This window comes from Microbacterium sp. A8/3-1 (assembly GCF_040267695.1).
GTDB lineage: Bacteria > Actinomycetota > Actinomycetes > Actinomycetales > Microbacteriaceae > Microbacterium > Microbacterium luteolum.
On record NZ_CP158357.1, the window covers coordinates 2,638,639 to 2,664,470 of the forward strand.

Annotated in this window: 24 protein-coding genes; 13 read left to right on the top strand and 11 right to left on the bottom strand. The window is 67.8% G+C overall.

The window, feature by feature from the left end:
- Positions 1-14: 14 nt before the first annotated feature.
- From ABS642_RS12895 to ABS642_RS12910, 4 genes are all read left to right on the top strand, one after another.
- Positions 15-1,193 carry an ROK family transcriptional regulator gene (locus ABS642_RS12895; protein WP_350350378.1) on the top strand — a complete coding sequence of 393 codons (1,179 nt, stop codon included), beginning with the start codon at positions 15-17 and terminating at the stop codon, positions 1,191-1,193.
- Positions 1,190-1,960, top strand: coding sequence for an ATP-binding cassette domain-containing protein (locus tag ABS642_RS12900; RefSeq protein ID WP_350350379.1), 771 nt, complete (start codon positions 1,190-1,192; stop codon positions 1,958-1,960). Before ABS642_RS12895 ends, ABS642_RS12900 begins: the two co-directional genes overlap by 4 nt.
- A 67-nt stretch (positions 1,961-2,027) precedes the next feature.
- On the top strand, positions 2,028-3,692 hold the full coding sequence (locus ABS642_RS12905; RefSeq protein ID WP_350350380.1) for an FAD-dependent oxidoreductase: 1,665 nt from the start codon (positions 2,028-2,030) through the stop codon (positions 3,690-3,692).
- Between the two features lie 12 nt (positions 3,693-3,704).
- A complete protein-coding gene (locus ABS642_RS12910; RefSeq protein ID WP_350350381.1) occupies positions 3,705-4,049 on the top strand; it encodes a UBP-type zinc finger domain-containing protein in 345 nt (114 codons plus the stop codon).
- 3 nt (positions 4,050-4,052) lie between these two features.
- Here the strand turns inward: ABS642_RS12910 and ABS642_RS12915 are convergent, their stop codons facing one another.
- Genes ABS642_RS12915 through ABS642_RS12930 form a run of 4 tightly spaced genes read right to left on the bottom strand, consistent with a single transcriptional unit; the run spans position 4,053 to position 8,969 of the window.
- Positions 4,053-5,753 (bottom strand): hypothetical protein, encoded by a 1,701-nt coding sequence (locus ABS642_RS12915; RefSeq protein ID WP_350350382.1) that lies wholly within the window; start codon positions 5,751-5,753, stop codon positions 4,053-4,055.
- A complete protein-coding gene (locus ABS642_RS12920; RefSeq protein ID WP_350350383.1) occupies positions 5,753-6,697 on the bottom strand; it encodes a carbohydrate ABC transporter permease in 945 nt (314 codons plus the stop codon). The genes ABS642_RS12915 and ABS642_RS12920 overlap by 1 nt, the downstream gene beginning before the upstream one ends.
- On the bottom strand, positions 6,694-7,656 hold the full coding sequence (locus ABS642_RS12925; protein ID WP_282214975.1) for a sugar ABC transporter permease: 963 nt from the start codon (positions 7,654-7,656) through the stop codon (positions 6,694-6,696). Before ABS642_RS12925 ends, ABS642_RS12920 begins: the two co-directional genes overlap by 4 nt.
- A gap of 2 nt (positions 7,657-7,658) precedes the next feature.
- Positions 7,659-8,969 (bottom strand): sugar ABC transporter substrate-binding protein, encoded by a 1,311-nt coding sequence (locus tag ABS642_RS12930; RefSeq protein WP_350350384.1) that lies wholly within the window; start codon positions 8,967-8,969, stop codon positions 7,659-7,661.
- Positions 8,970-9,209: 240 nt separating this feature from the next.
- Here ABS642_RS12930 and ABS642_RS12935 point away from each other — a divergent pair, with 240 nt between their 5' ends.
- Positions 9,210-9,662, top strand: coding sequence for a hypothetical protein (locus tag ABS642_RS12935; protein ID WP_350350385.1), 453 nt, complete (start codon positions 9,210-9,212; stop codon positions 9,660-9,662).
- A gap of 54 nt (positions 9,663-9,716) precedes the next feature.
- Here ABS642_RS12935 and ABS642_RS12940 read toward each other — a convergent pair whose 3' ends face one another.
- Positions 9,717-10,925, bottom strand: coding sequence for a hypothetical protein (locus ABS642_RS12940; protein ID WP_350350386.1), 1,209 nt, complete (start codon positions 10,923-10,925; stop codon positions 9,717-9,719).
- Positions 10,926-10,977: 52 nt separating this feature from the next.
- A complete protein-coding gene (locus tag ABS642_RS12945; RefSeq protein WP_350350387.1) occupies positions 10,978-12,210 on the bottom strand; it encodes a hypothetical protein in 1,233 nt (410 codons plus the stop codon).
- A 142-nt stretch (positions 12,211-12,352) separates the two neighbouring features.
- On the opposite strand from ABS642_RS12945, the gene ABS642_RS12950 reads away from it, so the two are divergent.
- From ABS642_RS12950 to ABS642_RS12980, 7 genes are all read left to right on the top strand, one after another.
- Positions 12,353-13,423, top strand: coding sequence for a M4 family metallopeptidase (locus ABS642_RS12950; protein ID WP_350350388.1), 1,071 nt, complete (start codon positions 12,353-12,355; stop codon positions 13,421-13,423).
- Positions 13,398-13,712, top strand: a complete 315-nt coding sequence (locus ABS642_RS12955) for a protealysin inhibitor emfourin (protein WP_350350389.1) — start codon at positions 13,398-13,400, stop codon at positions 13,710-13,712. Before ABS642_RS12950 ends, ABS642_RS12955 begins: the two co-directional genes overlap by 26 nt.
- Before the next feature lie 88 nt (positions 13,713-13,800).
- Positions 13,801-14,049, top strand: a complete 249-nt coding sequence (locus ABS642_RS12960; protein WP_350350390.1) for a hypothetical protein — start codon at positions 13,801-13,803, stop codon at positions 14,047-14,049.
- Positions 14,039-14,728: a hypothetical protein gene (locus tag ABS642_RS12965; protein ID WP_350350391.1), complete on the top strand. Its 690-nt coding sequence runs from the start codon at positions 14,039-14,041 to the stop codon at positions 14,726-14,728. Before ABS642_RS12960 ends, ABS642_RS12965 begins: the two co-directional genes overlap by 11 nt.
- A 42-nt stretch (positions 14,729-14,770) precedes the next feature.
- Entirely contained in the window at positions 14,771-15,499 is a 729-nt protein-coding gene (locus ABS642_RS12970) for a ribonuclease H (RefSeq protein ID WP_350350392.1), read from the top strand.
- Between the two features lie 30 nt (positions 15,500-15,529).
- A complete protein-coding gene (locus tag ABS642_RS12975) occupies positions 15,530-15,919 on the top strand; it encodes a DoxX family membrane protein (protein WP_350350393.1) in 390 nt (129 codons plus the stop codon).
- A 144-nt stretch (positions 15,920-16,063) separates the two neighbouring features.
- Positions 16,064-16,795 carry a Pr6Pr family membrane protein gene (locus ABS642_RS12980; RefSeq protein WP_350350394.1) on the top strand — a complete coding sequence of 244 codons (732 nt, stop codon included), beginning with the start codon at positions 16,064-16,066 and terminating at the stop codon, positions 16,793-16,795.
- On the opposite strand, the gene ABS642_RS12985 is transcribed toward ABS642_RS12980, so the two are convergent.
- From ABS642_RS12985 to ABS642_RS12995, 3 genes are all read right to left on the bottom strand, one after another.
- A complete protein-coding gene (locus tag ABS642_RS12985; protein ID WP_350350395.1) occupies positions 16,783-18,138 on the bottom strand; it encodes an FAD-dependent oxidoreductase in 1,356 nt (451 codons plus the stop codon). The genes ABS642_RS12980 and ABS642_RS12985 overlap by 13 nt on opposite strands.
- Before the next feature lie 137 nt (positions 18,139-18,275).
- Positions 18,276-19,253, bottom strand: coding sequence for an SRPBCC family protein (locus tag ABS642_RS12990; protein ID WP_350350396.1), 978 nt, complete (start codon positions 19,251-19,253; stop codon positions 18,276-18,278).
- Positions 19,254-19,255: 2 nt separating this feature from the next.
- Positions 19,256-19,657 carry a metalloregulator ArsR/SmtB family transcription factor gene (locus ABS642_RS12995; RefSeq protein ID WP_350350397.1) on the bottom strand — a complete coding sequence of 134 codons (402 nt, stop codon included), beginning with the start codon at positions 19,655-19,657 and terminating at the stop codon, positions 19,256-19,258.
- A gap of 429 nt (positions 19,658-20,086) precedes the next feature.
- Between ABS642_RS12995 and ABS642_RS13000 the strand changes: the two genes are divergently transcribed.
- Positions 20,087-23,704, top strand: a complete 3,618-nt coding sequence (locus ABS642_RS13000) for a hypothetical protein (protein ID WP_350350398.1) — start codon at positions 20,087-20,089, stop codon at positions 23,702-23,704.
- 174 nt (positions 23,705-23,878) lie between these two features.
- Here the strand turns inward: ABS642_RS13000 and ABS642_RS13005 are convergent, their stop codons facing one another.
- A complete protein-coding gene (locus ABS642_RS13005) occupies positions 23,879-24,607 on the bottom strand; it encodes a hypothetical protein (protein WP_350350399.1) in 729 nt (242 codons plus the stop codon).
- Positions 24,608-25,114: 507 nt separating this feature from the next.
- On the bottom strand, positions 25,115-25,726 hold the full coding sequence (locus ABS642_RS13010; protein WP_350350400.1) for a TetR/AcrR family transcriptional regulator: 612 nt from the start codon (positions 25,724-25,726) through the stop codon (positions 25,115-25,117).
- Positions 25,727-25,832 lie beyond the last annotated feature (106 nt).

The following is a 25,832-nucleotide window of genomic DNA, read 5'->3' on the forward strand; positions in this document are numbered from 1 at the left end:
GGTAGGCTCCCGCTATGAGCAGATGGCCCGGCGGTTCCCAGTCGGGACTGCGCGAGGCCAACACGGCGAAGATCGTCGATGCGGTCAAGCGCTTCGGCGGGCTCACTCAGGTCGAGCTCGCCGAAGCGACGCGCCTGTCGACGGCCACGGTGTCGGCGATCGTGAAGGAGCTCTCTCAGACCGGTCTGGTCGAGACGCACCCCACCTCGCGGAGCGGACGGCGAGCCCAGCTCGTCACGATCGCCCGACGCGCCGGACTCGTGGCGGCGGTGCAGATCGGCAGCCGCAGCATGCGGGTGCGACTCAGCGACGTCGGCCAAGACGTCCTCGCCGATCGCTCGATGCCCCTTCCGGCCGACCACGCCGAAGACACGGTGCTCGATCGCATCACCCTGCTCCTCATCGACATGCTCACCATGATCGCGGCGGATGCCGACGACCTCGTAGGTGTCTGCATCGCGGTGCCCGCGCCGATCGACCCGGAGTCCGGCCTCATCGCCTACCGCGGCGTGATGCGCCGGTGGGAGGATCAGCCGGTCGCCGAGGTCGTGCAGCAGCGACTCGGCTGCCCGGTGCTCGTCGAGAAGGATGCGAACCTCGCCGCCCTCGCCGAGGCCACCCTCGGCACCGCCCGAGACGTCGAGGACAGCCTGTTCGTGCACGCCTCGTACACGACGAGCGCCGGCATCGTGCTGGGGTCGCGCCTCTACCGCGGAGGCTCGGGCACCGCGGGCGAGATCGGGCACGTGCAGGTCGATCCTTCCGGATCCATCTGCACCTGCGGGCAGCGCGGCTGCCTCGAGACGCTCGTCGGGGCCGAAGCCATCACCGCGCCGCTGCGCGCGACCTACGGCCAGGTCACCTTCCGTGACGTGATCGCGCAGGCGGCATCGGGAGACCCAGGATGCGCGCGTGTGATCGCGGATGCCGCCACACTCCTCGGTCGCGTCGTCGCGGGCGTCTGCCAGTCGGTCGCCCCCGAGGTCATCACTGTCGGCGGAGAACTGGTGGATGCCGGACCGATCTTCCTCCTCCCCTTCGCCTCGGCCGTCCGCGAGCATGCGCCGCAGAGCCGGGCCGCTCGTCGGGACCCGGTGCCCACCTCCTTCGGCAAGGATGCGGTGCTCGTCGGCGCGACGATCCACATCCTCCAGGCGACCGATCCGTCGCAGCTGCTCGAGGACCGCACATGAGCATCAGCGCATCACAGGCGGAACCGCTGCTCACCATGCGCGGCGTCACGAAGCGCTTCGGCGCTGTGGAGGCCCTCGTCGACGTCGACTTCACCGTCAACGCGCGCGAGGTCGTCGGACTCATCGGCGACAACGCCGCCGGCAAGTCCACACTCGCGAAGATCATCTCCGGGGCGCTGGACCCGACCGACGGCGAGATCCGGTTGAACGGCGAGCGCGTCGACATCGGCTCCCCCGCCGACGCGCACGCGCTCGGCATCGCCACGGTGTTCCAGGACCTGGCGGTCTGCGAGAACCTCGACGTGACCGCCAACGTCTTCCTCGGGCGGGAGCTCCGCACCTCGAAGGGCATGCTGCGCGAGGCGGACATGGAGTCGGCGACGCGTCAGGCGATCGACGACCTCGGCGCCAGCATCCCGTCGATCCGCGTGCCGCTGAGCACCCTCTCGGGCGGGCAGCGACAGGCGGTCGCGATCGCCCGCACCCTGATCAGTCAGCCGCGCCTGGTCGTGCTCGACGAGCCCACCGCATCGCTCAGCGTCGCCCAGACGGCGGACGTGCTCACGCACATCCAGCGTCTGCGCGATCTGGGTCTGGGCGTGATCTTCATCAGCCACAACCTGGGCGACATCCAGGCGGTGTCCGACCGCGTCGAGGTGCTCCGCCACGGCAGGAACAACGGCTCGTTCAGCGGACCCGAGGTCCAGCACTCCGACCTGATCGCGGCCATCATCGGAACCTCGCGAGGCGCACGCCCGACGGTCTGAGCCGAACAGTGGAGTCCGCGGCTCCTGCGAGATACCTTTGACGCCACGAGCAACGAAGGGCAGGCGCGTGGGCGGAATCGAAGAGCAGACCGAGCCGATCGAGATGGATCCGATCATGTCGCCGACGCTGACCGACGACCAGTGGGAGCGTCTCGTCGCGGCCGGCACCCCGGAAGACGTCGCCGCCGGGGACTACGTCTTCCGCACCGGTGATTCCCGGTACGACCTCATCGTGATCGAGTCCGGTGAGGTCGAGGTGCTCCGCGACGCGCTGCCCTGGATGGGCGAGGTCATCATCACGACGATGGGGCCGCGCACGTTCGCCGGCGAGCTCGGGCTGCTGAACGGCCAGGGGGCGTTCCTCTCCGCCCGCGTGACGAAGGCCGGGCGGATCCACCGCGTGACACGGGCGGAACTGCGGACGCTGATGAACGAGGACGACGAGCTGTGCGACGTGATCCTGCACGCTCTCTGGGCGCGGCGCGAGTCCCTCCGCACGGGGCCCGCCGCCATGACCCTGAAGTTCCTGGGGACGACGACGTCGAGCGACTTCCTGGCGCTGCGCCGTTTCGCCGAGCGCCTCGACCTGGTGCACAAGGCGGTTGCCCTGTCGCCCGCAGAGCTCGACAGCCTCGGCGCTCTCGACGCGAACGACTTCACGATCGACGACCTTCCGGTCGCCTTCATCCAGGGCGAGCCGCTCGTCCGCGCGACACCGGGACTCGTCGCCGAGCGGCTCGGGCTCAGCTACCAGGCGCAGGCCGACGAGATCGTCGATCTGGTCGTGGTCGGCGGCGGCCCCGCCGGGCTCGCGGCTGCCATCTACGGCGCCTCCGAGGGACTGAGCACCGTGCTGCTGGATGCCGTCGCCCCCGGCGGCCAGGCCGCAGCGACGTCGCGTATCGAGAACTTCCTCGGATTCCCGTTCGGCGTCAGCGGAGGCGACCTGATCGGCCAGGCGATCCTGCAGGCGCTGAAGTTCGGCGTGCGCGTCTATGCGCCGTGCGAAGCCGTCGGGCTCACGCGCGTCGGCCCCGACCTGCTCGACGTCGCCCTGTCCGACGGCCGCCTGATCCGCACCCGCAGCACGATCGTCACGTCGGGAGCGGCGTACCGCCGTCTCGAGCTCGACCGGTGGGAGGACTTCGAGCGGTCCGGCGTGTACTACGCCGCGACACCGCTCGAGCTGCGTCAGGTGCAGGGCAAGCCCGTCGTGGTCGTCGGCGGCGCGAACTCCGCCGGACAGGCGGCGCTCTACCTCTCGGCCCACGGCTCACCGGTACATCTCGTGGTGCGCGGCGCCGACCTGAGCACGCGGATGTCGAGCTACCTGGCGGACCGTCTCGCCGACGATCCGCGCGTGCGGGTGCACACCTCGTCGAACGTCACCGGCCTCGACGGCGATGGCACGCTCGAGTCGGTGCGCATCGACACCGTCGGCGAAGTCGACGCCCGCGGTCTGTTCTGCTTCATCGGCGCGACCCCGGCGACCTCGTGGCTGCCGACGCTGGACCGCGACGCGGAGGGGTTCATCCGCACCGGAACCGACGTGGGTGTGCAGACGCTGGAACTGTGGCAGGGCCTCGGGCGCGAGCCGCTGCCGTTCGAGACCTCGGCTCCGAGGGTGTTCGCCGCCGGAGACGTGCGACGAGGGTCGATGAAGCGGGTCGCCGCGGCCGTCGGCGAAGGATCGAGCGCCGTGGCATCCGTCCATCGCGCACTGGCGTTCTGAGAAAGGAAAGACATGAGTTCCGACATCGACACGAATACCGCACCGTCCGGGACCGGGTGCGTGGAATGCGACGCGGACGGCGGATTCTGGGTGCACCTGCGCCGCTGCGCCGCCTGCGGACACGTCGGATGCTGCGACACCTCACCCGGCCAGCACGCCACAGCCCATTACCGCGAGACAGGGCACCGGCTCATCCAGAGCTTCGAGCCCGGCGAGGACTGGTACTGGGACTACGTCGACGAGTCCACCTTCGAAGGACCGGAGCTGGCTGCACCGACCAGCCATCCGGCCGATCAGCCCGTGCCGGGACCCGCGGGCCGCGTGCCGGGCAACTGGCAGCAGCTCATCCACACCTGAGGCCTACCCCGAAAGCGTCACCGCGAGGTCGATGAACAGCGCGGCCGACCAGCCGAACGCGGTGGTCGCGGTGCGGGCCTTCTGCCCGGTGTGCGGGTTGAAGTACTCGTGCGGTCCGCCGCCGTGGATCACCAGCGCCACGGTCTGCTCGCGGAGCTCCCGTGCCCGATCGGCGTATCCGGAAGCTTCGAGCCCTTCGGCGACGAGCATGCTCGTGTTCACCCAGATAGGTCCGCGCCACATCCGCTCGTCCGAGAAGTCGGGATCGGATGCCGCGACGGTCGGCAGACCCCACTCGAGGCCGAACCGGTCGGGGTCGTCGACGGCCGCGTGCAGCGCCGCCGCGATCGGCTCGGGGAGGGTGCCGGCGAGCAGGGGCATCAGCCCGACGACGGTGTCGCTGAGCTGCGCCTGGCCCCCGCCGAACGCGAGGAACCTGCCGCGCTCGGCATCCCACATGTCCAGCAGCAGGGCCCGGGTGGCGGTCGCCCGCTCGCCGAACCGGGATGCGTCCGCGCCGGGCTCGTACCGCGCGAGGAGGTCGCCGATCTCGAGGTCCTGCCGCACGAGGTACGCGCCGAGGTCGGGCGCTGCCGTCGGCAGCGGGCCGTCGAAGATGGGGCTGTCGTCGAGGCCGGACGAGTACGGATGCCCGTACTCCGGCATCCCGTCGTGGTCGAGGTCGCTGCCCGCGAACCACCAGTCCTGCGAGCGGATGACGCGGGCCAGCTGCTCCCGCGCCCAGTCCGGAGCGTCTTCGACCTCGAGCACCTTGCGCAGCGCCCACGCCGCGAGCGGCGGCTTCGTCAGCGGCACCGGCGCACTCGGATCGGCGATCTGCGAGCCGGCGCGACGCAGGTTCGCCCGGTCGCTCTCCGGAAGGTCGTCGCTCGTGGCGAGCACGCCCTCTTCATGCACGACGTCGGGCAGCTGGCCGTCGGGCTGCGGGAACCGGAACGCGATCTCCAGCTGCTCGCGCGCGAGCGCCGGGTCGCCGTGCCGCAGTCCGACCGCGATGAAGTACGCGTCCCACTGCCAGAGACCGACGTAGCCGATCTTCGACGGGACGATCGCGCGGGCGTCGCCGAGCGACGGCAGCTCGACGATGTTCGCGCCCAGGACCCACCAGCAGAAGGCGGTCATCTCCTGCAGGTCGTCGCGCACGATCGGGCACTTCGCGAACCAGTCCGCCCAGATGCGTTCGGTCGCGGCGAGCGCGGCCGCGTGGTCGCCCGGCTCGACCGTCACGGAGCGGTCGGCGGCGATGCGGATCCGGATGCCGTCGCCGAGCGGATGCCGCTGCACACTGCCGTCCGCGAGCTCGAGGTGCAGCGTCAGCCCAGCGGCCCCGCCCAGACTCAGCGTCGAGGGGTCGGCGAAGGTGAGCGTCGCGGTCGGCCGGGACGCTTCGACAAGCTCAGCGACCCAACCTTCCTGGGTCCCTGAGCCTGTCGAAGGGCCGCCGAACGTCACCTTCCCGGGCAGCACGTCCGTCACCGGCAGCACCTGCCCGTCGGCATCCACGACCGTCAGCCGATCGAGCACCCGGCACTCCGAGAGCCGCCGCTCGTACTCCGAGGTGTGCACCCGCACACCGTCGCCCTCGCGGAACACGAGCACCCGTGACCGCGGCAGCGTGAACGGCGCAGACACCAGATCGAGGTGTCGTCCGGCGAGGGCGGCGAGCGCTACGGCATCCGTCATCAACGTCCTCCGAGGCCCGAGGCGGCCATGCTGTTGAGGATCTTGCGCTGCCCGATGACGAACACGATCAGCATCGGCACGGTCGCGATCGCGGAGGCCGCCATGACCAGGCCGTAGTTGACCGATCCCTGCTGGCTCTCGAAGGCGTTCAGCAGCAGCGGCACCGTGAAGAGGTCGGGCGAGTTCAGCAGCACCAGCGGGAAGAGGAACGCGTTCCACACGTCGAGCGCGACGATGATGCTGAGCGCGGCGAGCCCCGGCTTGAGGTTCGGGAGAACGACGCTCCAGAAGATGCGCCAGCGTCCGGCGCCGTCGACGATCGCGGCCTCCTCGAGCTCGCGCGGCAGAGCCAGCACGAACTGGCGCATCAGGAACACGGCGAACGGGTTCGCGATGATGCCCGGCACGATCAGCGCGAGGTGCGAGTCCACCCAGCCGAGGTTCGACATGAGCAGGTAGAACGGGATGAGCGTCACCTGCTTCGGGATCATCTGCGTCGCGAGGAACACGATGAACAGCACCCGGCTGCCACGGAAGCGGATGCGTGCGAACGCGTAGCCGGCCATCGAGGCGGTGATCAGCGTGCCGACGACGACGAGCAGGGCGATGTACCCGCTGTTGAGGTACGCCTGCCCGAACGGCACGGCGTTCCAGGCCTCGGCGTAGTTGTCGAAGGTCCAGGGGTTCGGCAGGAACTCGAGTGGATTCTTCAGCAGCTGCGGCAGCGTCTTGAACGACGTGAGCAGCATCCACACGAACGGGAACACCATCGCGATGCCGGCGACGACGAGCACGACGTGCAGGGCGGTGGATCCGAGGCGCCGACGGGTTCGATCGGCACCGGGGCCTCCGCGACCGCGCCGGCGGTACCCGGGGGCGGTGAGCGCGATGGTCGAGTCGGTAGCCGGAGCAGGACCGGTCAGGGGCGGGGTCTGGATGCTCATGCGGGGTCATCCTCGTAGTGGACGAACTTCTTCTGTGCGCCGAACTGCACCAGGGTGATGACGAGCGTGAGCGCGAGCAGGATGATGCTCGCCGCACTCGACGGGCCGAACTCGAAGCGCCCGAAGCCCAGATCGAAGATGTGGTAGACGATCGTGCGGGTCGCGTTGTCGGGACCCGCGTTCTGCACGAGCACGTAGACCGTGTCGAAGGTCTGCAGCGACGAGATGAACGCCACGACCGACGAGAAGAAGACGATCGGCGAGAGCAGCGGCAGACGGATGCTGGTGAACAGGCGCCAGGGGCCGGCGCCGTCGATGCGCGCGGCCTCGATCACCGAGGGCGAGATGTTCTGCAGCCCGGCGAGGAAGATCACCACGTTGAGGCCCATCGACGACCAGATCGTGACGATGCAGACGGCGAGGAGGGCGAGCTTCGGGTCCTGCAGCCAGTCGGGCGGGGTGATGCCGAAGATCTTCGAGATCGTGACCGACAGCAGGCCGTCGGAGCGGAACATCTGCTGCCAGATCATCGCCACCGCGACCGTCGAGGTGACGACGGGGGCGAAGAAGAGGATCAGGTAGAGCGTGCGCGTCTTCAGCTTCTCGAGCGCGACCGCGACGATCACCGAGAGGCCGAGACCGATCGGCACCGTGACGACGGCGATGATCAGCGTGTTGATGATGGCGCGGCCGAGCAGCGGGTCCTGCAGCTGGTCGGCGAAGTTGGCGAAGCCCACCCAGGTCAGGTCGGTCAGGCCGTCCCAGTCCGCGAACGCGAGCACGAGGCTGGCGGCGAAGGGGAGCACGACGAACAGGCCCATCCCGATCATCTGCGGGCCGACGAAGACATAGCCCCAGAGGCGATCGCGTCGACGCCAGGGTGCCTCCTTGCGCAGGGGCGGGACGGATGCCGCAGGCGTGGCCTGCGGCATCCGTCCGTTCTCGGTGAGAGTGGTCACTCCTACTTCTCCGACCGGTCCTTGATCACGTCGGCGATGGTGTCCAGCGTCGCCTGGGCATCCGCCTTGCCCTCGTAGAGCTTCAGGAACTCATCCGCGATCGCGGTCGGGAGGCCCGGGACCATCGCCTCGGCCGGGTAGTCCTCGAAGCCGATGTCGCGCATGTCGAGGAACGTCTGCGCGTGAGCGGGGTAGTCGCCCTCGAGCACCACGTCGTCGGCGCCCTTGATCGACGGGACCGCGTTGCCGCCGCCCTCGAGGCGGAAGGTCTGCCCCTCGGCGGAGAGGAACTCGGTCCAGAAGGTGAACGCCGCGTCCTTCACCTTGGTCTTGCCGTTGATCGCGAGGAAGCTCGTCGCCACTCCGGTGGGTGCGGCTTCGCCGTCGGGGGTCGGCCACTGCACGATGTCGTAGCTGTCCTGCTCGCCCGTCGCGTCGACCGTGCCGATCGTGTAGCGACCCTGCACGAAGAAGCCGGCCTTGTGCGTGACGAACACACTGTCGGCTCCGGCACCGTCCGGGAGGGAGTCGGCGACGACGAACGTGCCGTCCTCGAAGAGGTCGCCGAGCTGCTGCACGGCCTCGACCGTGTCGGCATCCTTGTTCGCGACGAAGGCGCCCGAGTCGTCGTACGGAGCGTCGAGACCCTGCGATGACAGCCAGCTCCAGTGGGTGGCCCAGTAGTTCCAGTACATCGTGCCGGTGAGGCCCGCGTCGTGCAGCTTCGCGTTCATCTCGAGGAACTTGTCGGTCGTCCACTCGCCGTTCTCGGCCAGGGTCGCGGGGTCCTCGGTGATGCCGGCGGCGGCAAGCGCCTGCTTGTCGTACCAGAAGACGTCGGGGTTCGAGTCGTTCGGGGCGGCGTAGACCTCGCCGTCGTTCTCGGCGGCGCCGAAGAGGCCGGGGAAGAAGTCGTCCTTCTTGGTCTGGCTGTCCTTCGAGTCCATCAGCTCGTTCAGCGGCATCAGCCGCTTCGAGTCGACGAACTGGCCGATCTTGTCGTCGCCGACGTAGAACACGTCGGGGGCGGTGTTGCTGGTGAGCTGTGCGAGCAGCTTGGAGTGGTAGTCGCCGTAGTCGGCGACGGGCTGGAGCTTGACGGTGATGTCGGGGTGCCGCTCCATGAAGTCCTTGTTGAACTCCTCGTAGCGGGTGAGCTCGTCGGCGGTGCCCCAGGTGGACCAGACGACCGTGGCCTTGCCGTCGGCATCCACGCCGCCGCCTCCGCCGCCGCCGCTGCATGCGGCGAGTCCCAGTGCCAGAGCGCCGGCAGCACCCAGTGCCAGATACCGCGTCACGTTCGCACGTGCCATCTCGCTACCTCTTTCATCATCGGAAGATCGTGTCGGGAAGCCTCTGAGGGCTCCCTCGTATTCTGTATACAGAACGCAATCCTGTCAAGATGCGGTCGAGAGGGGCGGTCGGCTACCGGGTGTGCACAATTCAGTCAGAAAGTGGGCTCGGCACCGGAATCGACCCGATTTCGAGCCGATGCGCGACGTTCTTGCTGAGTTGGGCACATGGACCCTGCCGCGAGGACGGAGAATGGCCGGATGGACACTCCAGACCCGCACCTGCTCGGACCCGGACTGCTGCCGACGCCCTTTACGGCCGACGAGATCCGCGATGCCACCGGATCCGGCAAGGTGATCCGGCTGCTCCTCGAAGGACCGGACGGGCCGCTGGGCGAGCACGTCAACCGATTCAGCGAGACGGATGCCGAGGGCGCCACGCTCGACCGCTGGGATGCCGAGGACCCGAAGGCGATCGTGTCGAGCCGCGTGACCTGGGCGGAGCTGCAGGGCCACGCGGCCTTCGACGCCGGCACGACGAGCGTGTCGACGGTGTCCCTGTCGTCGCCCCTCGGCGAGCTGACCTGCCGGAAGTACGACACCGAAGACGGCGTCTTCTGGTTCTCGATCGCGCACCCCGGCATGCCGGTGCTGTACGAGTCCGACGGTATGCGGACGACCGTGCTCAGCATCGAGACCGAGGGAACTGCCTGAGGGAAACGCCGAAGGGCGGGCCCGCCACCCGCGGACCCGCCCTTCGGACTTCTCTCAGTGACCGGCGGCGCCGACCACGACGAACTCGTTCGGCACGACGTCGAGAACAGCGGATGCCGACACCTCGCCCGAGTGCAGGTCGATCGCCAGGATCTTGTCCGACGCGGGCTCCGTCACGTAGGCGATGTCACCCACGACACGCAGACCCGGGTGCGGCTGCTGCCACTCCGTGGGGCTCTCCCACGGCTCGATGACGCTCCACTGATCGATGACCTCGCCGTCTTCGTCGAGCAGGTACAGGCTGCCGTCGGCGCTCAGCACCACGACGTTGTCGTGTCCGTCGCGTCCGACTCCGCGCCAGGTGTACTCGACGCCCTCGGGCAGGTCGATGACCGAGAGCTCCTGAGTCTCGGTGTCGATGCGCACGAGCTTCGACAGCAGGTAGCCCTCGGCATCCGGGTCGGTCTTGTAGTCGCCGAAGGCGATCGTGCTCGTGTCGGTCACGTACGCGTTGCCGGTGCGGCCGAACTCATCCGGCGCATCGAGCTTGGTGAAGGCGCCGTCGGCGAACAGCAGCACGCCGTCCTCGCAGCCGAACATGACGGTCTCGCCCTTCAACGCGCCCTCGCCGTGCACGCTCGGGCACTCCTCGTTGCGGGCGAGCTCCGTGCCGTCGGCCGCGAGATGCCGCACACCGGTGCGGGCCTCCTCCGTGCCGATCGTCGCCAGCGCGGTGCCGTCGGACAGTTCGATCGCGACGCCGTGGTGCGCGGCAGCCGAGGTGATCGTGTCGATCTCCGGGAGTGTGCCGGTGCCGACGGCGTCCGTGTCGAAGATCCGGATCTCTCCGGTGCCGTCGTCGAACAGGGCGGTGCGCCCGGCGTGCGGGGTGGCGTGACCGGCGGCGACGGCCTCGAAGACCTCGCCGGTGAACTCGACGGTGTCGGAGGCGAGACCGGTGTCGAGCACGTGGAAGCCGTCCTCCGCGGTGACGAAGACGTGTCCGTCGTGGTCGCCGGCGCCGTTGACGCGGAGGAAGCCGCCGAGCGCGACCTGGTCGATCTGCTCGAGAGTCTCGCCGTCGAGCACGACCACGCCCCCGTCATGGGTGACGGCCACGCGGGTGTCGGCCTCGTGCTTCTCTTCGGGGGCGGCGGAACCACCGGATGCCGTGGGCGAGGCGGTCGCGCATCCGGCGAGCGCGGCGACCGCGAGGGCGGTCAGCGCGCCGGCCGCGAGGCGGCGGCGAACAGGTCGGGACATGGTGTCTCTCTTTCTTCGGTGTGGTGCTGCGAGGTGTTGCTTGTGGGTCGGGTCAGCCGACCTGGCTGAGGAATCGGGGATCGAGGTCGGTGAACGTGCGGGTGACGATGCCGTCGGCATGGTCGATCTCGTGCACAGCGCCGGCTGCGGGGTCGGAGACGTAGGCGTGCTCCGCGTCGACGATGAGATGCACCCGATCGCGGAGCGCGGGGTCGGCGACGGATGCCGCGAGCAGCGGCTCGGTGCGGGCGAGCACGGTGCCGTCGGCGGCGAGCACCCGCACCCGGCCGTCGGCGTCGAGCACGACGGTCCGGCTGTCGTCGTCGCCGACGGCGACAGCACGCAGGAGGGGCACGTCGGAGGAGAGCAGCGTCCACTGCCGGGCACGCACGTCGAGCAGCCACGCCCCCTGTTCACCCGCGACACCGGCGAGGTCGGGGCGATCGGCGCGTCCGGAGAGGTCCACGGCAGCCGGCGCGCCGGCGGGGAGGGGGAGGGACTCCGTCGCGATCGCCCCGCCGACCTCGCGGGTGAACAGCAAGGCCCCCTCCGCGCAGGTGAAGACGGCGCCGACACGCGTGATGTCGGCATCTGACGCGGCGGTGCAGGGAGTCGTTCCGCCGTCGACGGGAGCACCTTCGGCGTCGAGGATCTCGACCGTGTCGGCAGGGCTCGCGACGAGCAGGTGCGCGGCGAAGGAGACGACGGGACCGGCGGCCGCGATCGTCACGCGCGATGCGCCGTCGAGTCCTTCGGCGAGGTCATCGTGCGGGAGGTCCACGACCTCACCGCCCGAGAACTGCACGGTCGCACGCTGCGCACCGGCGGTCACGCGCGCCTCGCCAGCACCGTCGATGGTCCCCACGAGGTGCGGTTCCCCGAGGAAGGAGTGCGTGTGGTCGCCGTGCGGCACGGTCCAGCGCGCGGTGTCGACGACATCGACGCTCACGCGGTCGCCCTCGTGATGCGCGACGTAGACGAGGCGCCCATCGGCGTCGATCCGCTCGACATCGGATGCCGTGGGCGAGATCACCGCGCGCTCCTCGGACTCGAGATCGAGCAGCGTGACCTCGCCCTCGTCGTCGGCGATCACCAGCGCGCGGGCCGGAGAGGCGACCTCGGCGGCCGCGCCGGCCCGGATGCCGTGATCGTCGGATGCCGGGGACGGCACGGCATCCGGCGACGCCGAGGTGGGCGCGGCGCAGGCAGGGAGAAGGAGCAGGGCGAGCGCCAGTGCGGCCAGTGGCACGGCCCGACGGCCGTGGCGAGAGGGCGAGGAATCCATAGGCTTCACACCCTATTGATAACGATTCTCAATCTCAAGTCGGGTCTGCGAGGTGCGGGCGGCGGCATCCGGCACCATCCGGATCCCGGCTGTGGCCGAACGTCCGATGCTGAACGTCGGCGCCCCGGCGTAGGGTCGCACCATGAGCAGCACAGCATCCTTCGAACGTCACGGGGTCGTCCCCTCCTATCTGCTCGCGCGCCTGGCCGAGTCGGGTCGCTTCCCCAAGGCCGCCGCCGCCGCGCGGCAGACGCTCACCGCCGGCAGGCCGCCGTTCCGTGCGCGCATCGACCTGTCGATCGACGAGAACGGCGCCCTCGTCGCGCAGCTCTCCGACGCACCGAATCGCACCATCAGCGACGCGGGCAACACGCAGCAGCTCCCCGGCGCCGTCGTGCGCACGGAAGACGACGGCCCCGTCGACGACACCGCCGTGAACGAGGCCTTCGACGGTCTCGGGGCGACGTTCGAGATGCTGTTGTCCGCGTTCGGCCGCAACTCCCTCGACGACGCCGGCGCTCCCCTCGACGCGACCGTGCACTACGGCGTCGACTACGACAACGCGTTCTGGGACGGCGAGCGCATGGTCTTCGGCGACGGCGACGGCGAGGTGTTCCAGGACTTCACCGGCTCCACGACGGTCATCGGGCATGAGCTCGCCCACGGCGTCGTGCAGCACACCGCGAACCTCGAGTACCAGGGGCAGCCCGGTGCGCTCAACGAATCCATCGCCGACGTGTTCGGCGCCCTGACCGAGCAGTACTCCCTGGGGCAGACGGCCGACAAGGCGACCTGGCTGATCGGCGCCGAGATCTTCACGGATGCCGTCGAGGGCAAGGCGCTGCGCTCGATGATCGAGCCCGGCACGGCCTATGACGACGACGAGCTGGGCAAAGATCCGCAGCCGGCGCACATGAGCGGCTTCGTCCGCACCACGGAAGACAACGGCGGGGTGCACATCAACTCCGGCATCCCCAACCGGGCGTTCGCGCTGTTCGCGATCGATCTCGGCGGCAACGCCTGGGAGGCCGCGGGCAGCGTCTGGTACAACGCCCTCACCGGGGGGCTCTCGAGCACCGCGACCTTCACCGAATTCGCCGACGCCACCGTGGCCGCGGCGACCGAGCTGGGCGAAGAGACCGCCACAGCCGCTCGACGCGCGTGGAGCACCGTGGGAGTCTATGAAGATGAGCGAGTCCCCTCCTCCGACTGATGTCCGCGTCGTGATCGCGATCGTGCGCTCCGGCGGCATCGCCGGCATCCGTCGCCAATGGCGGGTCGAGGCCGAGGCACCAGACGCTGACGACTGGATCGCCCTCATCGATCGCTGCCCCTGGGATCAGGAAGCGGATGCCGCACCCGGCGCCGACCGCTTCGTGTGGACCATCCGCGCGCGCACTCCCTCCGAACGACGAGAGCGCGACCTGAGCGACGCCGAGGTCGACGGCCCGTGGCGGGCCCTGGTCGACGCCGTGCGCGAAGCGTCCAAGCGCGCCGAATGACGCCGGGCACGACTCGGCCGATGCGGCATCCGATCAATCCGGTGTGAATCGGTGCTCGCGGCCGGCGGACGGCGCGAGAATAGGACTCATGGGACTGTTCCAGCACCGCAAGGATGAAGAAGAGAACCAGTGGACGCTTCCGTCCGAGCCGCTCCTCCGCGAGGGCGCTGACGTCCTCGAGGAGGTGCCGTCGGTCGACCCGATGGCGCTCGGCCTCGGAGTCGATGTGAGTTCGATCGTGTTCCCGGTCGCCCCTGTTCCTCCCGCCGCCGACTCGATCGAGAGCCGCGAACCGGGAACCGAGCCGGACGACGAGCTCGAATCCGATGGCGACTGACCCCGCCGCCCCTCTGCTGTCGCAGCTCGAACCGGATGCCGATCACCGCGATGCGGAGCGGCTGTTCCGGGAAGCCGGGTGGCAGCCGTGCGGCGCGGGGGACTGGGCCATCGCCCTGCGCTCCCCCGACGGAGAGGTCGTCGCACGGATCAGCCCCTTCGATCCGACCGGTCCGTACACGGCAGAGCTGTACCGGGACGCGGCAGGAACCGGTCAAGTCCCGACGCTGTTCGCGCACCGGCGCCTCGCCGGCGGGGGCGACCTGCAGATCATGGAGTGGCTGCGCGAGGCCAATGAAGCGGATGCCGTCGCCTTCCACGCACTGATCGCCGACGGCACGCCCGAGGTCGCGGCGCTCGTGGACAGCATCCGCCGGATCCACGCGCGGGCGCAGGCCGAGCTGCCCTGGTGCGGTCCGCTGGATGAGAACCCGTCGAATGTGATGCGCAGCGGGGACGACCGCCTGGTGCTCACCGACCCGTATTACGCCGACGGTCCGGCGCTCTACGAGACGGCCGCCTCGGATCCGGATGCCGTGGTGGCGAGCATCCCGGCCGAGGAACGTCGGTTCATGACCGAGATCCCCCTCACCTGGTCCGGTCCGTGGCCAGCCGAATCCCGGGAGGGGATGCGGCGCAGGCTCGATGCCGCCGATGCCCGGCGCGCTCCGCAGGGCTGACGTTCGTCCGGTGGCGTCATCGCCCCCGGCTACGGTTGAGGGATGACGATCACCGCCGCCGCAGACGGCTCCGCCCTGGGCAATCCCGGCCCCAACGGGTGGGCCTGGTACATCGACGACGACAACTGGGCGGCAGGCGGATCACCGCACGGCACGAACAACCAGGGCGAGCTGCAGGCCGTGCTCGAGCTGCTGAAGGCGACAGCCGGCACCGACGAGAAGCTGCATATCTGGTGCGACAGCCGCTACGTGATCGACTCGGTGACGAAGTGGATGCCCGGGTGGAAGCGCAAGGGGTGGCGCAAGTCCGACGGCGGGCCCGTCCTCAACCGCGATCTTCTCGAAGGCATCGATGAGGCCATGCGCGGACGCGACGTCCAGTTCTCCTGGGTGAAGGGCCACGCGGGCGACGACCTGAACGAGGCCGCAGACGAACGGGCGAACGCTGCGGCGACCGCCTACAAGAACAAGCAGGAGCCGCGCCGCGGCCCGGGATTCACCCGCGCATCGGATGCCGGGGCCGCTGTTGCGGCATCCGCACCGATCGCGGCGAGCGCCCAGCCCGCGGCCGCCCCCGCGCCTGCTGCGGCGCCCGCAACGGCTGAGCCTCTCTGGGCCGAGGCATCCGATCTGCTCGACGGCCTCGACGCCCCCGTCGACGACCCGATCGAGGTGCGACTCGCACTCTCCGGCGACGAGCACGCCCGCCTGCGCGATCGCGCCGAGGCGCAGGGTGTCTCTCTCGAAGAGGCGCTCCGCCGCCTCATCTGACCAGCGGATGCCGCGGCGTACACTCGCACCATGTCGACTCCCGCCCGCACCATCGGCCGCATCTTCCTGGGTTCGTCCCTCGTCTTCGCCGGGATCTCGCACCTCACGGTCGCTCGTGAGGAGTTCCAGGCGCAGGTGCCCGAGTCGCTGCCGCTCGACCCCGACGTGACGGTAGTCGCCTCGGGTGTCGTCGAGATCGCGCTGGGTTCGGCCCTGCTGCTCGCGCGCCGCCGCCGCGGCCTCGTCGGCGTCATCGCCGCCCTGTTCTTCGTCGCCGTATTTCCGGGCAACCTCGCGCAGTGGATGCATCACCGCGACGGCTTCGGGCTCGACACCGAGATGAAGCGCTTCGTGCGCCTGTTCTTCCAGCCCGTGCTCGTCGTGCTGGCCCTCTGGTCGACCCGCAGTCCGCGGCGCTGACGCTGGGCGACCTGGCCGCGCGGATTCAGGCTGACGCGCGGAATCAGGCCGTTTCGCGAGGGAACCTCCTGATTCCGCGCGATCGCCTGATCCGACGTGGGTCAGCGGCTCTCCGGACGACGATCCGTAGACTCGGCTGATGGCATGGACGGTGACGCGACGGTGAAGGCCCGCACGGTCTTCGGCGTGCTCCGCCTCGGTGCGGCCGCCATCTGCCTGATCTCGTTGATCCACCGACTGAGCTGGGGTCTCACGTCGAACACGATCGCCAGCCAGAACTTCTTCGCCTACCTGACGAACCAGTCGAACATCGCCTTCGTGGTGCTGCTGATCATCGCGGGTGTGATCGCGCTGCGGCGCACGGAGGACCCGCGCTGGCTCACGGTCGCGCTCGCGCTGGTGCTCTCCTGGACGATCACCGCCGGCATCGTGTTCGCCGTGATGGTCTGGCAGGGCGGCGAGCGCGGCATCCGCATCGACGTGCCGTGGTCGGATCAGGTGCTGCACTTCTGGCTTCCGGCGTGCACGATCGCGGCCTGGGCGCTGGCGCCCGGTCATCGCTCCGTGCCGTGGCGGGTCGTGCCGATCACCCTGGCCTACCCGCTCCTCTGGGGTGCCTTCACCCTCTGGCGCGGCCCCCTGATCGGTTGGTACCCGTACTACTTCCTCGACCCGCGGCAGGTCAGCGGGCCCGTGGAGTTCCTCACGTTCTCCGCCGTGGCGCTCGCGGTCTTCGCGCTGGTCGCCTCGGGTCTCGTGCTGATCAGCCGGATGCCGACGCGGAAGGAGTGGCGTGATCCCGCTCCCGACGATGCGGGTGAGCGCGCGGACGGCGATCGCGGCGAACTGGCGCTGAGCGCGCGTCAGGGCGCGTAGATCGCGAGCGACTCCATGGCCGACTCGAGAGCCTCGGTGTCGTCGAGAGCCGCGAACTCTTCCGCCGCCGCGCCACCGACGATCCCGACGAGGACGTTCTCGCCGGTCGCGGGTCGCAGATTGATCCAGGTGCGGATGCCGACGTCGGCGCCCACCGTGTGCCAGATCGCGGCGTCCGTGTCCCAGAACGGCTCGTCGAACTGCAGCCAGATCGTCTCGATGCGCCCCATGCCGAGGGCACCGATCGCGGTGCGGTTGACGAACGGGAGCGGAGGGTCGAACTCGAGGTCCTGCTCCTGCAGCACGCCGAGCGGCACCGTGACGATCACGCGGTCGAAGGACAGCGCCTCCCCCGTGCCGAGCCGCACACTGACCCCGGCGTCGTCGTAGGCGAGCCGACTGATCGGCGAGGAGAGCGAGACCTCGACTCCGTCGAGGGCATCCTCGACGAGAGGGGTGAGATCATCGCGCGCACCCGCCACGGGAGCCGCAGGCAGCAGCGGCGGGAACCAGGTGGAGAGCTCTGCGGCATCCGCGCCCGCCCTTGTCGCGAGGTAGGCGAGGAGCGCTGCCGTCGACGGGTCCTCGGGGTCGGCGCCCGCCTCGACGAGCGCCTCCGACAGGGCGACATCGGCGGGCGCGGCCTGCGCCGCCGCGATCGCTGCCTGCAGCGGTTGCGGATCCACCGGATCGGCATCACCCTCGGGGGTATGCCACTGCTCGGGGGCGAGATCGACGGTGCCGATCTCCCATGCCTCCATGCGCTCGCGGAGGTCGTCGTCGCCCTCGCCGAAGAGCCAGGCGCCGAGCTGCACGGGCATCGGCCAGGAGTCATCGACAACCGAATGGACCCGGCCGCCGATGCGATCGCGCGCCTCGAAGACCGTGACCTGCATGTCGGCCGCCGCGAGGCGCGCTGCCACCGTCGCGCCCGCGAGTCCCGCGCCGATGACGGCGATGCGTTCGCCTGCCTCCGCAAGGTCTTCGACCTCATCCGCCGCCCGAGCACCCGAGCGGATCGCACCGCGCATCGTGCCGGGCTCGTCGACATCCGTGGCCTCGCCGGCGAAGAACACGCGATCGACGACCGGACGGGCGAGCTGCGACCGGGTCTCGGCGAGCACGCCGACCGGGGTGAAGCTCACGGCACCGTAGGCGAAAGGATCAGTGGTCCAAGAACTGCGGAGGCGAGCGGACGGCTCCGGAACACCCGGTTGCGGCTGCGGCTCGCGGGTCGGCGTCGGGGTCGGCGTCGGCTCCGGATCGGGTGTGCACGACGCCAGGAGCACCGAGACGGCACCGACTCCGGCGCCCATGAGCAGAGTGCGGCGCGTGATCCTCATCGTGTCGCCACTTTATCCCGCCCGGGTGGATCGAGCGACAGCATCCACCCGTGCACAACTCAGCCAGAACTCGGCGCAGACGGCAGAAACCGGCCGATCCTGCGGGATCGGCCGGTTTCTTCCTGAGTTGTGCACGCTCAGACGGCGAGAAGTTCCTTCTCGAGTCGCGCGTACGAGGTCTCCATGCCGTCGGCCATTCCGGTGGCGAGGATCATGTCGCGCGTCTCCTTGTCGGGATACTCGATGAAGAGCGTGATGAGCGTCGCGCCGTCCTCTTCGTACAGGTTGAGGTCGTTGAGCGTCTCGACCGGCATCCCGACCATCCGCTCGGTCTGCACCGACCTACGCGGACCGTCGATCAGCAGCGCCTCGCCCTCGAACCCGAACGCCTGGCCCTCGGTGTCGCCGATCGGAGCCCACGAGGTGCGGTAGGTCTGGCCGACCTCGGTGGCGACGACGCACTCCGTCATCTCCCAGCCGTCGGGGCCGAGCAGCCACTGCTTCATGAGCTCGGGCTCGTTGTGGGCTCGCCAGACCAGTTCGCGCGGTCCTTCGACCAGGCGGGTGATACGCACGTGGGTGTCATCGAGGAGCTCGACGTTCGTGCCCTTGCCCTGCGCGTAGTCGCGGAGGTCCTGCAGCACGGCGTCGAGCTGCGACATCGCCATCTTGATGCCCTCGACCTGGCCCATGGAGACGACCTGCTCGATGGCCTCGACCGACGCGAAGTGGCTCGTCGTCACCATGCGGGTGCCCTCGGCGGTCGACTCGAAGTCGAACGACATCCGCTGTGCCGGGAACCCCTCGAGCGGCTTGCCGTCTTCGTCGACGAACGAGTCGAGCACCTCGAAGCGGTGCGGCGCCTCGATCGCGAGGAACTCCCACGAACCCGACGAACGCTCGCCGCGCGGGCCGTTCATCGTGTAGACGGCGTGCCCGCCGACCGTGTGGTCCCATTCGCCGAAGGTCGCCGGCCATCCGGGAGGGCCCCAGAAGCGCTCGAGCTGGCGCGGGTCGCTGTAGGCGCTCCAGACCCGCTCGACGGGAGCGGCGAAATCGGCCACGACCGTCATGGTCAGGTTGTCGGTGTCGGTGATGACGTCGGTGACAGGCATTGTCAGTCTCTTTCCTCAGGTCGGTCGTTCTTCTTGTCGGTGTCTTCTCGCTGGGTCCCTGAGCTTGTCGAAGGGGACGCCAGCAGGTCGTCGAGTCGGGCGATGCGCGACCGCCACAGCTCTTCGTATCGGGCGAGGAGCGCCCTGGCGCGGGCGATCATCTCGGGGTTCGCGCGGACGAGCCGCTCGCGTCCCTCGGCGCGCTTGACGATGAGGTTCGCGGCTTCGAGCACGGCGACGTGCTTCTGCACTGCGGCGAACGACATCTCGTATTCGGAGGCGAGGGTCGAGACGGACTGCTCCCGCTCGATCGTCCGGCGCAGGATGTCACGCCGGGTCGACGTCGCCAATGCGTGGAACACACGGTCGACCTCCGCTTCGCTCAGTTCTCTTTGTGCAACCATTTGGTTGTACGTTAGAGCGTTGCGGAGGGTGTGTCAAGAGAGGCAGCTGGAATCGGAGGCACTCAATCCAGGGCTCGCGCCTTCGAGTGCAGCGGCGTCTGCAGCGATTCACCCGACCACCCAGACAATGAGGGCGGGTGTGCACGTGAGCGTGTGCATCCGCCCCACTTTGCGGCTAATTGTTGCTTAGCTACTCAGCGCCCGTTCCGACGGATCAGAAGCAGGGCTCCACCACCGAGGAGCAGGAGCAGACCGGCGGCTCCGACACCCACGCGATCTCGCCACCGGTGGGGGCGCGAAGTCAGAAGCGAAGCAAATGGCCCCTGAAGGACGGGTGAGTGCAGTCCATGCCATCCGCGCGGACATCCCAATGAGTCCTTATCACCAGCGCTGACGCTAGGCCCGGCGCCGACATGGAAGGATCTGACGATGGCCCCGACTACAGATGGCACCAACGCTGGCGGCTCGGCGAACGAGTTCGGAAGCCTCCATCGCAATGGGTTTGCGGCGCTTCTTGCCACGCACGGACTCTCCGGCGCCCCTTTGGACGGTATCGACGGGCGTGTCCCGACGCGGATCGCACTCGAGACGGACGATCACGTGGACGACATCGTCTGCACGATGTCGAGCGGAGCGCGGTGGTTCATTCAGGCGAAACGCTCCGTGAACGACTCATCACTTCGCAGCGCACTGCGTCAGTTCGGAGCGCAAGCAGTTGAGGAAGACGATCTCCTCGTGCTCGCGCTTCGCTCGGTGGGCGGCTACCTAAGAACTGCGAGCGAGGTTCTGGACTCACGCCACGCCGGGCGTCGCGCCGGACTCTCGAAGGGGAAGCGCGATGACTTCGAGAAGTTCGAGAAGAGGGTGCGGGAAGAATGCGGCGACAACGCGGAGAGAGTCCTTTCCCAAGCCCGCATCGTCGCATGGGCAGTCGACGACGTTTGTGACGAACGAGCGAACACCGCCGCAGGGCGCTTGGAGCGATTGACGACGCCGGGTTCAGGTCATATGGCGTTCCGTGCGCTCCAACACTTCTTTCAGCAACAGGGGGCCGCTCGAACTGAAACGTCGAGTGATGACTGGCTCCAAGCCCTAAGAGATTCCGGGCTGGAAGTCTCTGCCGAGGGCCTAGGACCATGGGCGGCGGAACGAGAACTCGAACGTGCAGCATTAGCGCACCACTGCGAAAGCATCGCGAGGTGCAAGGACCGGCTGGACCTCTCAGTGATCTCACACCGCGTGCCAGAGCTCGTAGTCGACGACTTCCTGTCCACCGTCGAAGTCGAGTTCGATCTCAAGAAGCAACGCGCCTATAGCAAACCTTTGACGCATATATTTCGGCGGAACGAGCGCATGCTGCTGCGAGGCCTGCCCGGCGCGGGTAAGTCAGAGGCCATGCGACAGCTCGCTGCCTGGCTCGTCACCCAGCGTGGCGCTCCCATGCCGCTCCCGCTCCGTCTCAGAGACATCGCTTCGGCTGTATCGACGGTCGACGACATGTCGCTCGATCTACTGCTGCAAGCGTCAGCCAGGCGTGGCGGCCTCGAAGCTCCAGCTCCCCTCGTGCGTGCACTCAAGTCCGCAGTCGATTCAGGTCATTGTGTCTTTCTTCTCGATGGCCTCGATGAGACGTACGGCAAGCGGAGCATCATCGCCGCTGGAATCGCCAATATTATCCAGGACCTCAGCCCACACGTCGGAGTACTCATCACCACTCGCGAGAGCGCGATGGATGCGGCTGACTACCTCAACCTTCCGGTCGCAGACCTAAAAGCGTCAGGCAACCGTCGGGCGCAGACAGCGCTCATCGAGGCATACTCCGCCGCCATGGCTGCGCCGGAGAATCAAGCGATGTGGACCCAAGCCAAGCGTGCCATCGTAGAGAACCACGCCGACGCGCACCGCGAAATATGGCGAGTTCCTTTGCTTTCAACGCTCGCCACGGTTCGAATTCTTGAAGGGCACGAAACATCAGGCTCTGTGGTTGAGCTCCTCGGTGGAGTCATCGAGGATAGCGTTGACCGTTGGGAAGCTAAGCGGCTGAAGGACGGCGTTGCAGCGCCAGACCCGGGATTCAACAGCCGCATGTTTCTGGACGGATTCGCGGCCCTTGGCCGGGCGCTGAACGCAGGTTCAGCGCTTACTTTGCACGATGCGCACAGCCTCGTGACCGCCACCCTCCTGAGATGGGAACTGTCGCGCCCCGCTACCGAGGCCATCGCAAAGTTCGTCGTGAAGTTCTGGGATGACATCGTGGGAGTCTTCGTGGACACCGGCACAGCACTCCAGCCACGATCGCGGCTATTCGCAGAGCTCGGAGACGCGTACGCGCTCCTGCGACTGGACCACGGCGATGCTCGTCTCGCTTGGCTGACGGAGAGCCTAAACATGCCTGCGCGAGCGAACGCTTTCGCCCTAGCCTCTGGATCAGACCTCACCATAGCGCGTTGGCTCATCACTGCCTCGAAGGAGGAGACCGGCCACCGTCGCGCGCAAGCCGCGACATGGCTCATTGAGTTCCTCCCTTCGTGGTCACATCTGACCCCCGACGATACGACCGCTGTGATGGAGTCGCTGGCAGCAGCGGCTCGCGACCAAATCTGCGTCGCCATGTCGAGCCATGGCCAGGGCATCGCGGCTATGTTCGCGTCGGCAACAGGCTGGAGAGACAGGGCGGATGGATGCGGATGGAGGTTCGCTGCAGAGCTGGCGAGTTTGGAAGTCGCGGCTCCGCATCGCGAGCGGAAGAAGCTGCTCCTGGACGCATACGAAGCGAATCCGGACCGCGTCGCACTTCTGCGGGCACTGTCCGAAATCTCCATTATCGATCCGGAACGCAGGACGGATAAGGCCCTCGTCGAGATCCTTGAGCGAGCGCTGGAGTTCCCGCTCGATGAGTACCACGACGACGAAGCTTTGCCCGACCGTTTCGGCACTCTCTCCATCGGAAGCAGCAACGAGCCCGCACAGTTCGGATTGGACAGGGTCGCACGCTACGCCGCCTCCATCAGTTCCCAGCTGTCAGCTAGCGCCGTGGAGCGCATCTGGAACATCGGCATTCGGCTGCCCGCGGGGCAGTACTACGAGATACGTGCGGCGCTCGCTGAGAGCGGGCACCAGAGCCCGTACGCCTCTGGCGCTGACAGCAACTGGGCTGCATCCCTTCCTCGGGAAGGTTTCGAACTCGACTGGTTCGTGCCCCATCTGTTGGCCACCCCCGGGGCGGCCGAGGCAGTTCACCCTACGGAACGATGGAGAAAGTCGGCCCTGTCAGATCTCGTCGATGCCGCCAACATCAGAGAGGCGTCGTACTGGGAATTGCTTGAGGCGAACAAGGGCGCAAGCGCCGTGACGTCGTTGCTCCTTCACACCACCATCACGTGTGCCCGGATCGACGAGCAAGCCGTGCACCTACAAGCCCATGACACCCATCACACCACCGGCGATGAACGCGACGACTTGGCACACTACCTATACACGCCCCGCCTGATACCTGCGAGGCTCCTCAACAACTCCATCAGCGAAGAGAAAGCGCTGGAGCTCGTCAGCATCGCCGCTGATCGCCCGCGTTGGGCATCCGACCTCACCCGCGATGTCCTCGTCCAACAGCGCTACCCGTCGGTGGCCGAAGCGGCAGCCATGGTGACACCCGCTAATTGGCACAGCGAGCGGAACCTCGCCTTGGTCCGGTTGTTCAACGCGGCATCTCCGATGGCCGAAGCCACTGCCCTGATGTCTGAAGGAAATGGAAGTCGGTGGGCGGCGGCATGGTACGTTGCGGCTGACGACACAGAGACGAACGAATCCCTACTCTCCCAAGCTCACGGCGACCCAGATGCCGCAGTCCGGGACGCCGCCGCGGCCTCTCTTGAAGTGGTGCTCGCTGCGGAGTACTGGACGTGCACACGGTGTTTCACTCAGAACGACACGTCACTGTACATGTGCGAGCGCTGCAATCACAGCTCAAGCAACTCAATGAAGTCTCATGAAAAGATCCGTGAGTACGTAACGAATCTCGAAGCGGATCCGACGCACGGCGAGAACTGAGCAACGGCGACAAAACAAATTCGTGACTCTTGCGATTGCGACCGGCGGGGCCTGCGTGCGCGGCAGCTTCGGGCGACGATACAGCTACGAGGTGGCGCCTGTCGACGCCGTCAAAAGTGGTACCGGCGAGCGGACTCGAGTCGAAGTCAAGTCGTGGATCAGGCTGCCCAGCCATCACGACTCACTCGGCGAGTTTGGTCTCTGCTTCCTGACAATCCCGACGACGGTCTCCATCACCCAAAGGACAGCGGCGCCTGCGACCCCCACAAGCGCGCCCGCAGTAAAGAGAGCTACACTCGCACTCGCCTGTCGAGTCTCCAGGACGCCGGAGAGGCGATACTCAGTTGGCGGCAATGCCGAGCCCAGGGTCGATGTCCACGAAAGTTGACCGTCTGCCGGGATCTGCGGCATTGATTGCGAGACCTGCAAATCCGTTGGTACATCACTCAAAGAAACGGTGATGTCTGTCTCGGGGGGAAGCGGAAGCGCCGTCGAGGTGTCGATTTGCTCGGGCAGAGATGGTGCAACAACGCCAGGAATTGCGTACAGGATCCGCGAGCCCTCCCTTGACGCGAATGCCGTGTCAGTCGAACCGTGAAGCACGACCTGGTTCGTTACGCCGGTGACCTCGAGATAGTCGCACTCAGCATGGTCGCCAACAATTGAGTCCACCACAGTCGAGTTAGCTGCGGTCGGGGTCGGTTGTGGACCCTGATTGATCTCGCTGAGAGTCAGACCTTCACGCAACTCTCCGCAGAAGAAGAATCCGAAAGTGGGCCTGTAACTTGAGGTGAGAAGATTCTGCGCTGGGCTCGGATATACCGAAACTGCAATACTGAAAGTGCCTCGCTCTTCGCTCGCAGCGCTGAAGTCGGCATCCACCTGGGTAACGGATTCGGGCAAGACACCCGCCGAAACGACGCCGATGCGACCCGTGGGGCTAATGACTGGTGGAGTTTGCGGAGTCGAAGCGAGCAGAAGCCCCCCTCCCGATGCCGCCGCCGTGAGGGCGAGGGCGGATCCCACGCCTACGCTCCACCACCTGCGCCGCTGAATGTCGCGCCGTTCAACCTGGAGCTCGCGGAGAAGCTGATCGACCTTCGCCGATGTGCGGTCGGCGGAGTCGCGCGTCGCGTCGACACTTGCCGCCACGTTGTCGATAGATCGGAAGATTCGAGGCCATCTCACGGTACGGGTCCGGGTTCCTTCCTGCGCGCGAGCTTGAGCTCCACCCAGCAACGTCAGGCGAGACGCTGCGCAGTACGATCTTGTCCCAGATCACCCCGCGACGCGCCGCGTCTGGAAAGAGTCACGACAGAGTTATTCCAACCAGCCCGGAAACCGCCTGACGAACGAGATCCCGTGTCATCGCAACACGGTCCCAACCATTCCTGACGGAATCACACGCACTCAGCGGGTCAGGTCGCGCTCCAGTGCGGTGACGTAGGAGTCGATGCACGCGGCGAAGTCGACCCCGTCGGGGTCGAGCAGCCACTGGTTCGCGATGCCGTCGAGGGCGCCGAGGATCTCGATCGCCTTCAGCGTCGGGTCCACATCGCTGCGGATCTCGCCGCGCTCCTGACCGGCCTCGATGAGGGCTGCGACACTGACGCGGAGCGCGCGGTAGTGGTCCACGAAGAATTCGTGCGCCGGCGCATCGGATTCGAAGTTCTCGGCGAGGAGCACGGCGAAGAGCTTGATCAGCGCGGGCTCCTCGATGCTGCGCCGCGTGAACCCGGGGATCTCGCGGAGTCCTGCGAGTCCGCCGAGTTCGGCGACGTCGGCGGCGAAGGAGCGACTGACGCCGGCGTGCTGCTCGACCACGGCGCGCAGCAGTCCGACCTTCGTTCCGAAGTGGTAGAGGACGGCGGGTTCCGTGATGCCGACCTGGTCGGCAACCTCGGTGATGCCGGTGCCGCGGTAGCCGCCGCTCGCGAAGAGCTCGAGCGCCGCACTCACGATCTGCTCCTTGCGGCGGGCGCCCCGGGCGGACGTGGCGATGCGTCGAGTCTGCGGGGGCACGGTGCGATCGTATCCGTATCTGAACGAGTTGTCAGTTTCGCTAGCGTTTTTTACTGAGTTGTTAGTAAGGTTCACTCACCATCCGGCACGACCCCATGAGGAGGTT

Coding starts and splice junctions, on each gene's coding strand:
- ABS642_RS12895 (WP_350350378.1), top strand. CDS start 15: ATGAGCAGATGGCCCGGCGGTTCCCAGTCGGGACTGCGCGAGGCCAAC.
- ABS642_RS12900 (WP_350350379.1), top strand. CDS start 1,190: ATGAGCATCAGCGCATCACAGGCGGAACCGCTGCTCACCATGCGCGGC.
- ABS642_RS12910 (WP_350350381.1), top strand. CDS start 3,705: ATGAGTTCCGACATCGACACGAATACCGCACCGTCCGGGACCGGGTGC.
- ABS642_RS12915 (WP_350350382.1), bottom strand. CDS start 5,753: ATGACGGATGCCGTAGCGCTCGCCGCCCTCGCCGGACGACACCTCGAT.
- ABS642_RS12920 (WP_350350383.1), bottom strand. CDS start 6,697: ATGAGCATCCAGACCCCGCCCCTGACCGGTCCTGCTCCGGCTACCGAC.
- ABS642_RS12930 (WP_350350384.1), bottom strand. CDS start 8,969: ATGGCACGTGCGAACGTGACGCGGTATCTGGCACTGGGTGCTGCCGGC.
- ABS642_RS12935 (WP_350350385.1), top strand. CDS start 9,210: ATGGACACTCCAGACCCGCACCTGCTCGGACCCGGACTGCTGCCGACG.
- ABS642_RS12940 (WP_350350386.1), bottom strand. CDS start 10,925: ATGTCCCGACCTGTTCGCCGCCGCCTCGCGGCCGGCGCGCTGACCGCC.
- ABS642_RS12945 (WP_350350387.1), bottom strand. CDS start 12,210: ATGGATTCCTCGCCCTCTCGCCACGGCCGTCGGGCCGTGCCACTGGCC.
- ABS642_RS12950 (WP_350350388.1), top strand. CDS start 12,353: ATGAGCAGCACAGCATCCTTCGAACGTCACGGGGTCGTCCCCTCCTAT.
- ABS642_RS12955 (WP_350350389.1), top strand. CDS start 13,398: ATGAGCGAGTCCCCTCCTCCGACTGATGTCCGCGTCGTGATCGCGATC.
- ABS642_RS12960 (WP_350350390.1), top strand. CDS start 13,801: ATGGGACTGTTCCAGCACCGCAAGGATGAAGAAGAGAACCAGTGGACG.
- ABS642_RS12965 (WP_350350391.1), top strand. CDS start 14,039: ATGGCGACTGACCCCGCCGCCCCTCTGCTGTCGCAGCTCGAACCGGAT.
- ABS642_RS12970 (WP_350350392.1), top strand. CDS start 14,771: ATGACGATCACCGCCGCCGCAGACGGCTCCGCCCTGGGCAATCCCGGC.
- ABS642_RS12975 (WP_350350393.1), top strand. CDS start 15,530: ATGTCGACTCCCGCCCGCACCATCGGCCGCATCTTCCTGGGTTCGTCC.
- ABS642_RS12980 (WP_350350394.1), top strand. CDS start 16,064: ATGGACGGTGACGCGACGGTGAAGGCCCGCACGGTCTTCGGCGTGCTC.
- ABS642_RS12985 (WP_350350395.1), bottom strand. CDS start 18,138: ATGAGGATCACGCGCCGCACTCTGCTCATGGGCGCCGGAGTCGGTGCC.
- ABS642_RS12990 (WP_350350396.1), bottom strand. CDS start 19,253: ATGCCTGTCACCGACGTCATCACCGACACCGACAACCTGACCATGACG.
- ABS642_RS12995 (WP_350350397.1), bottom strand. CDS start 19,657: ATGGTTGCACAAAGAGAACTGAGCGAAGCGGAGGTCGACCGTGTGTTC.
- ABS642_RS13000 (WP_350350398.1), top strand. CDS start 20,087: ATGGCCCCGACTACAGATGGCACCAACGCTGGCGGCTCGGCGAACGAG.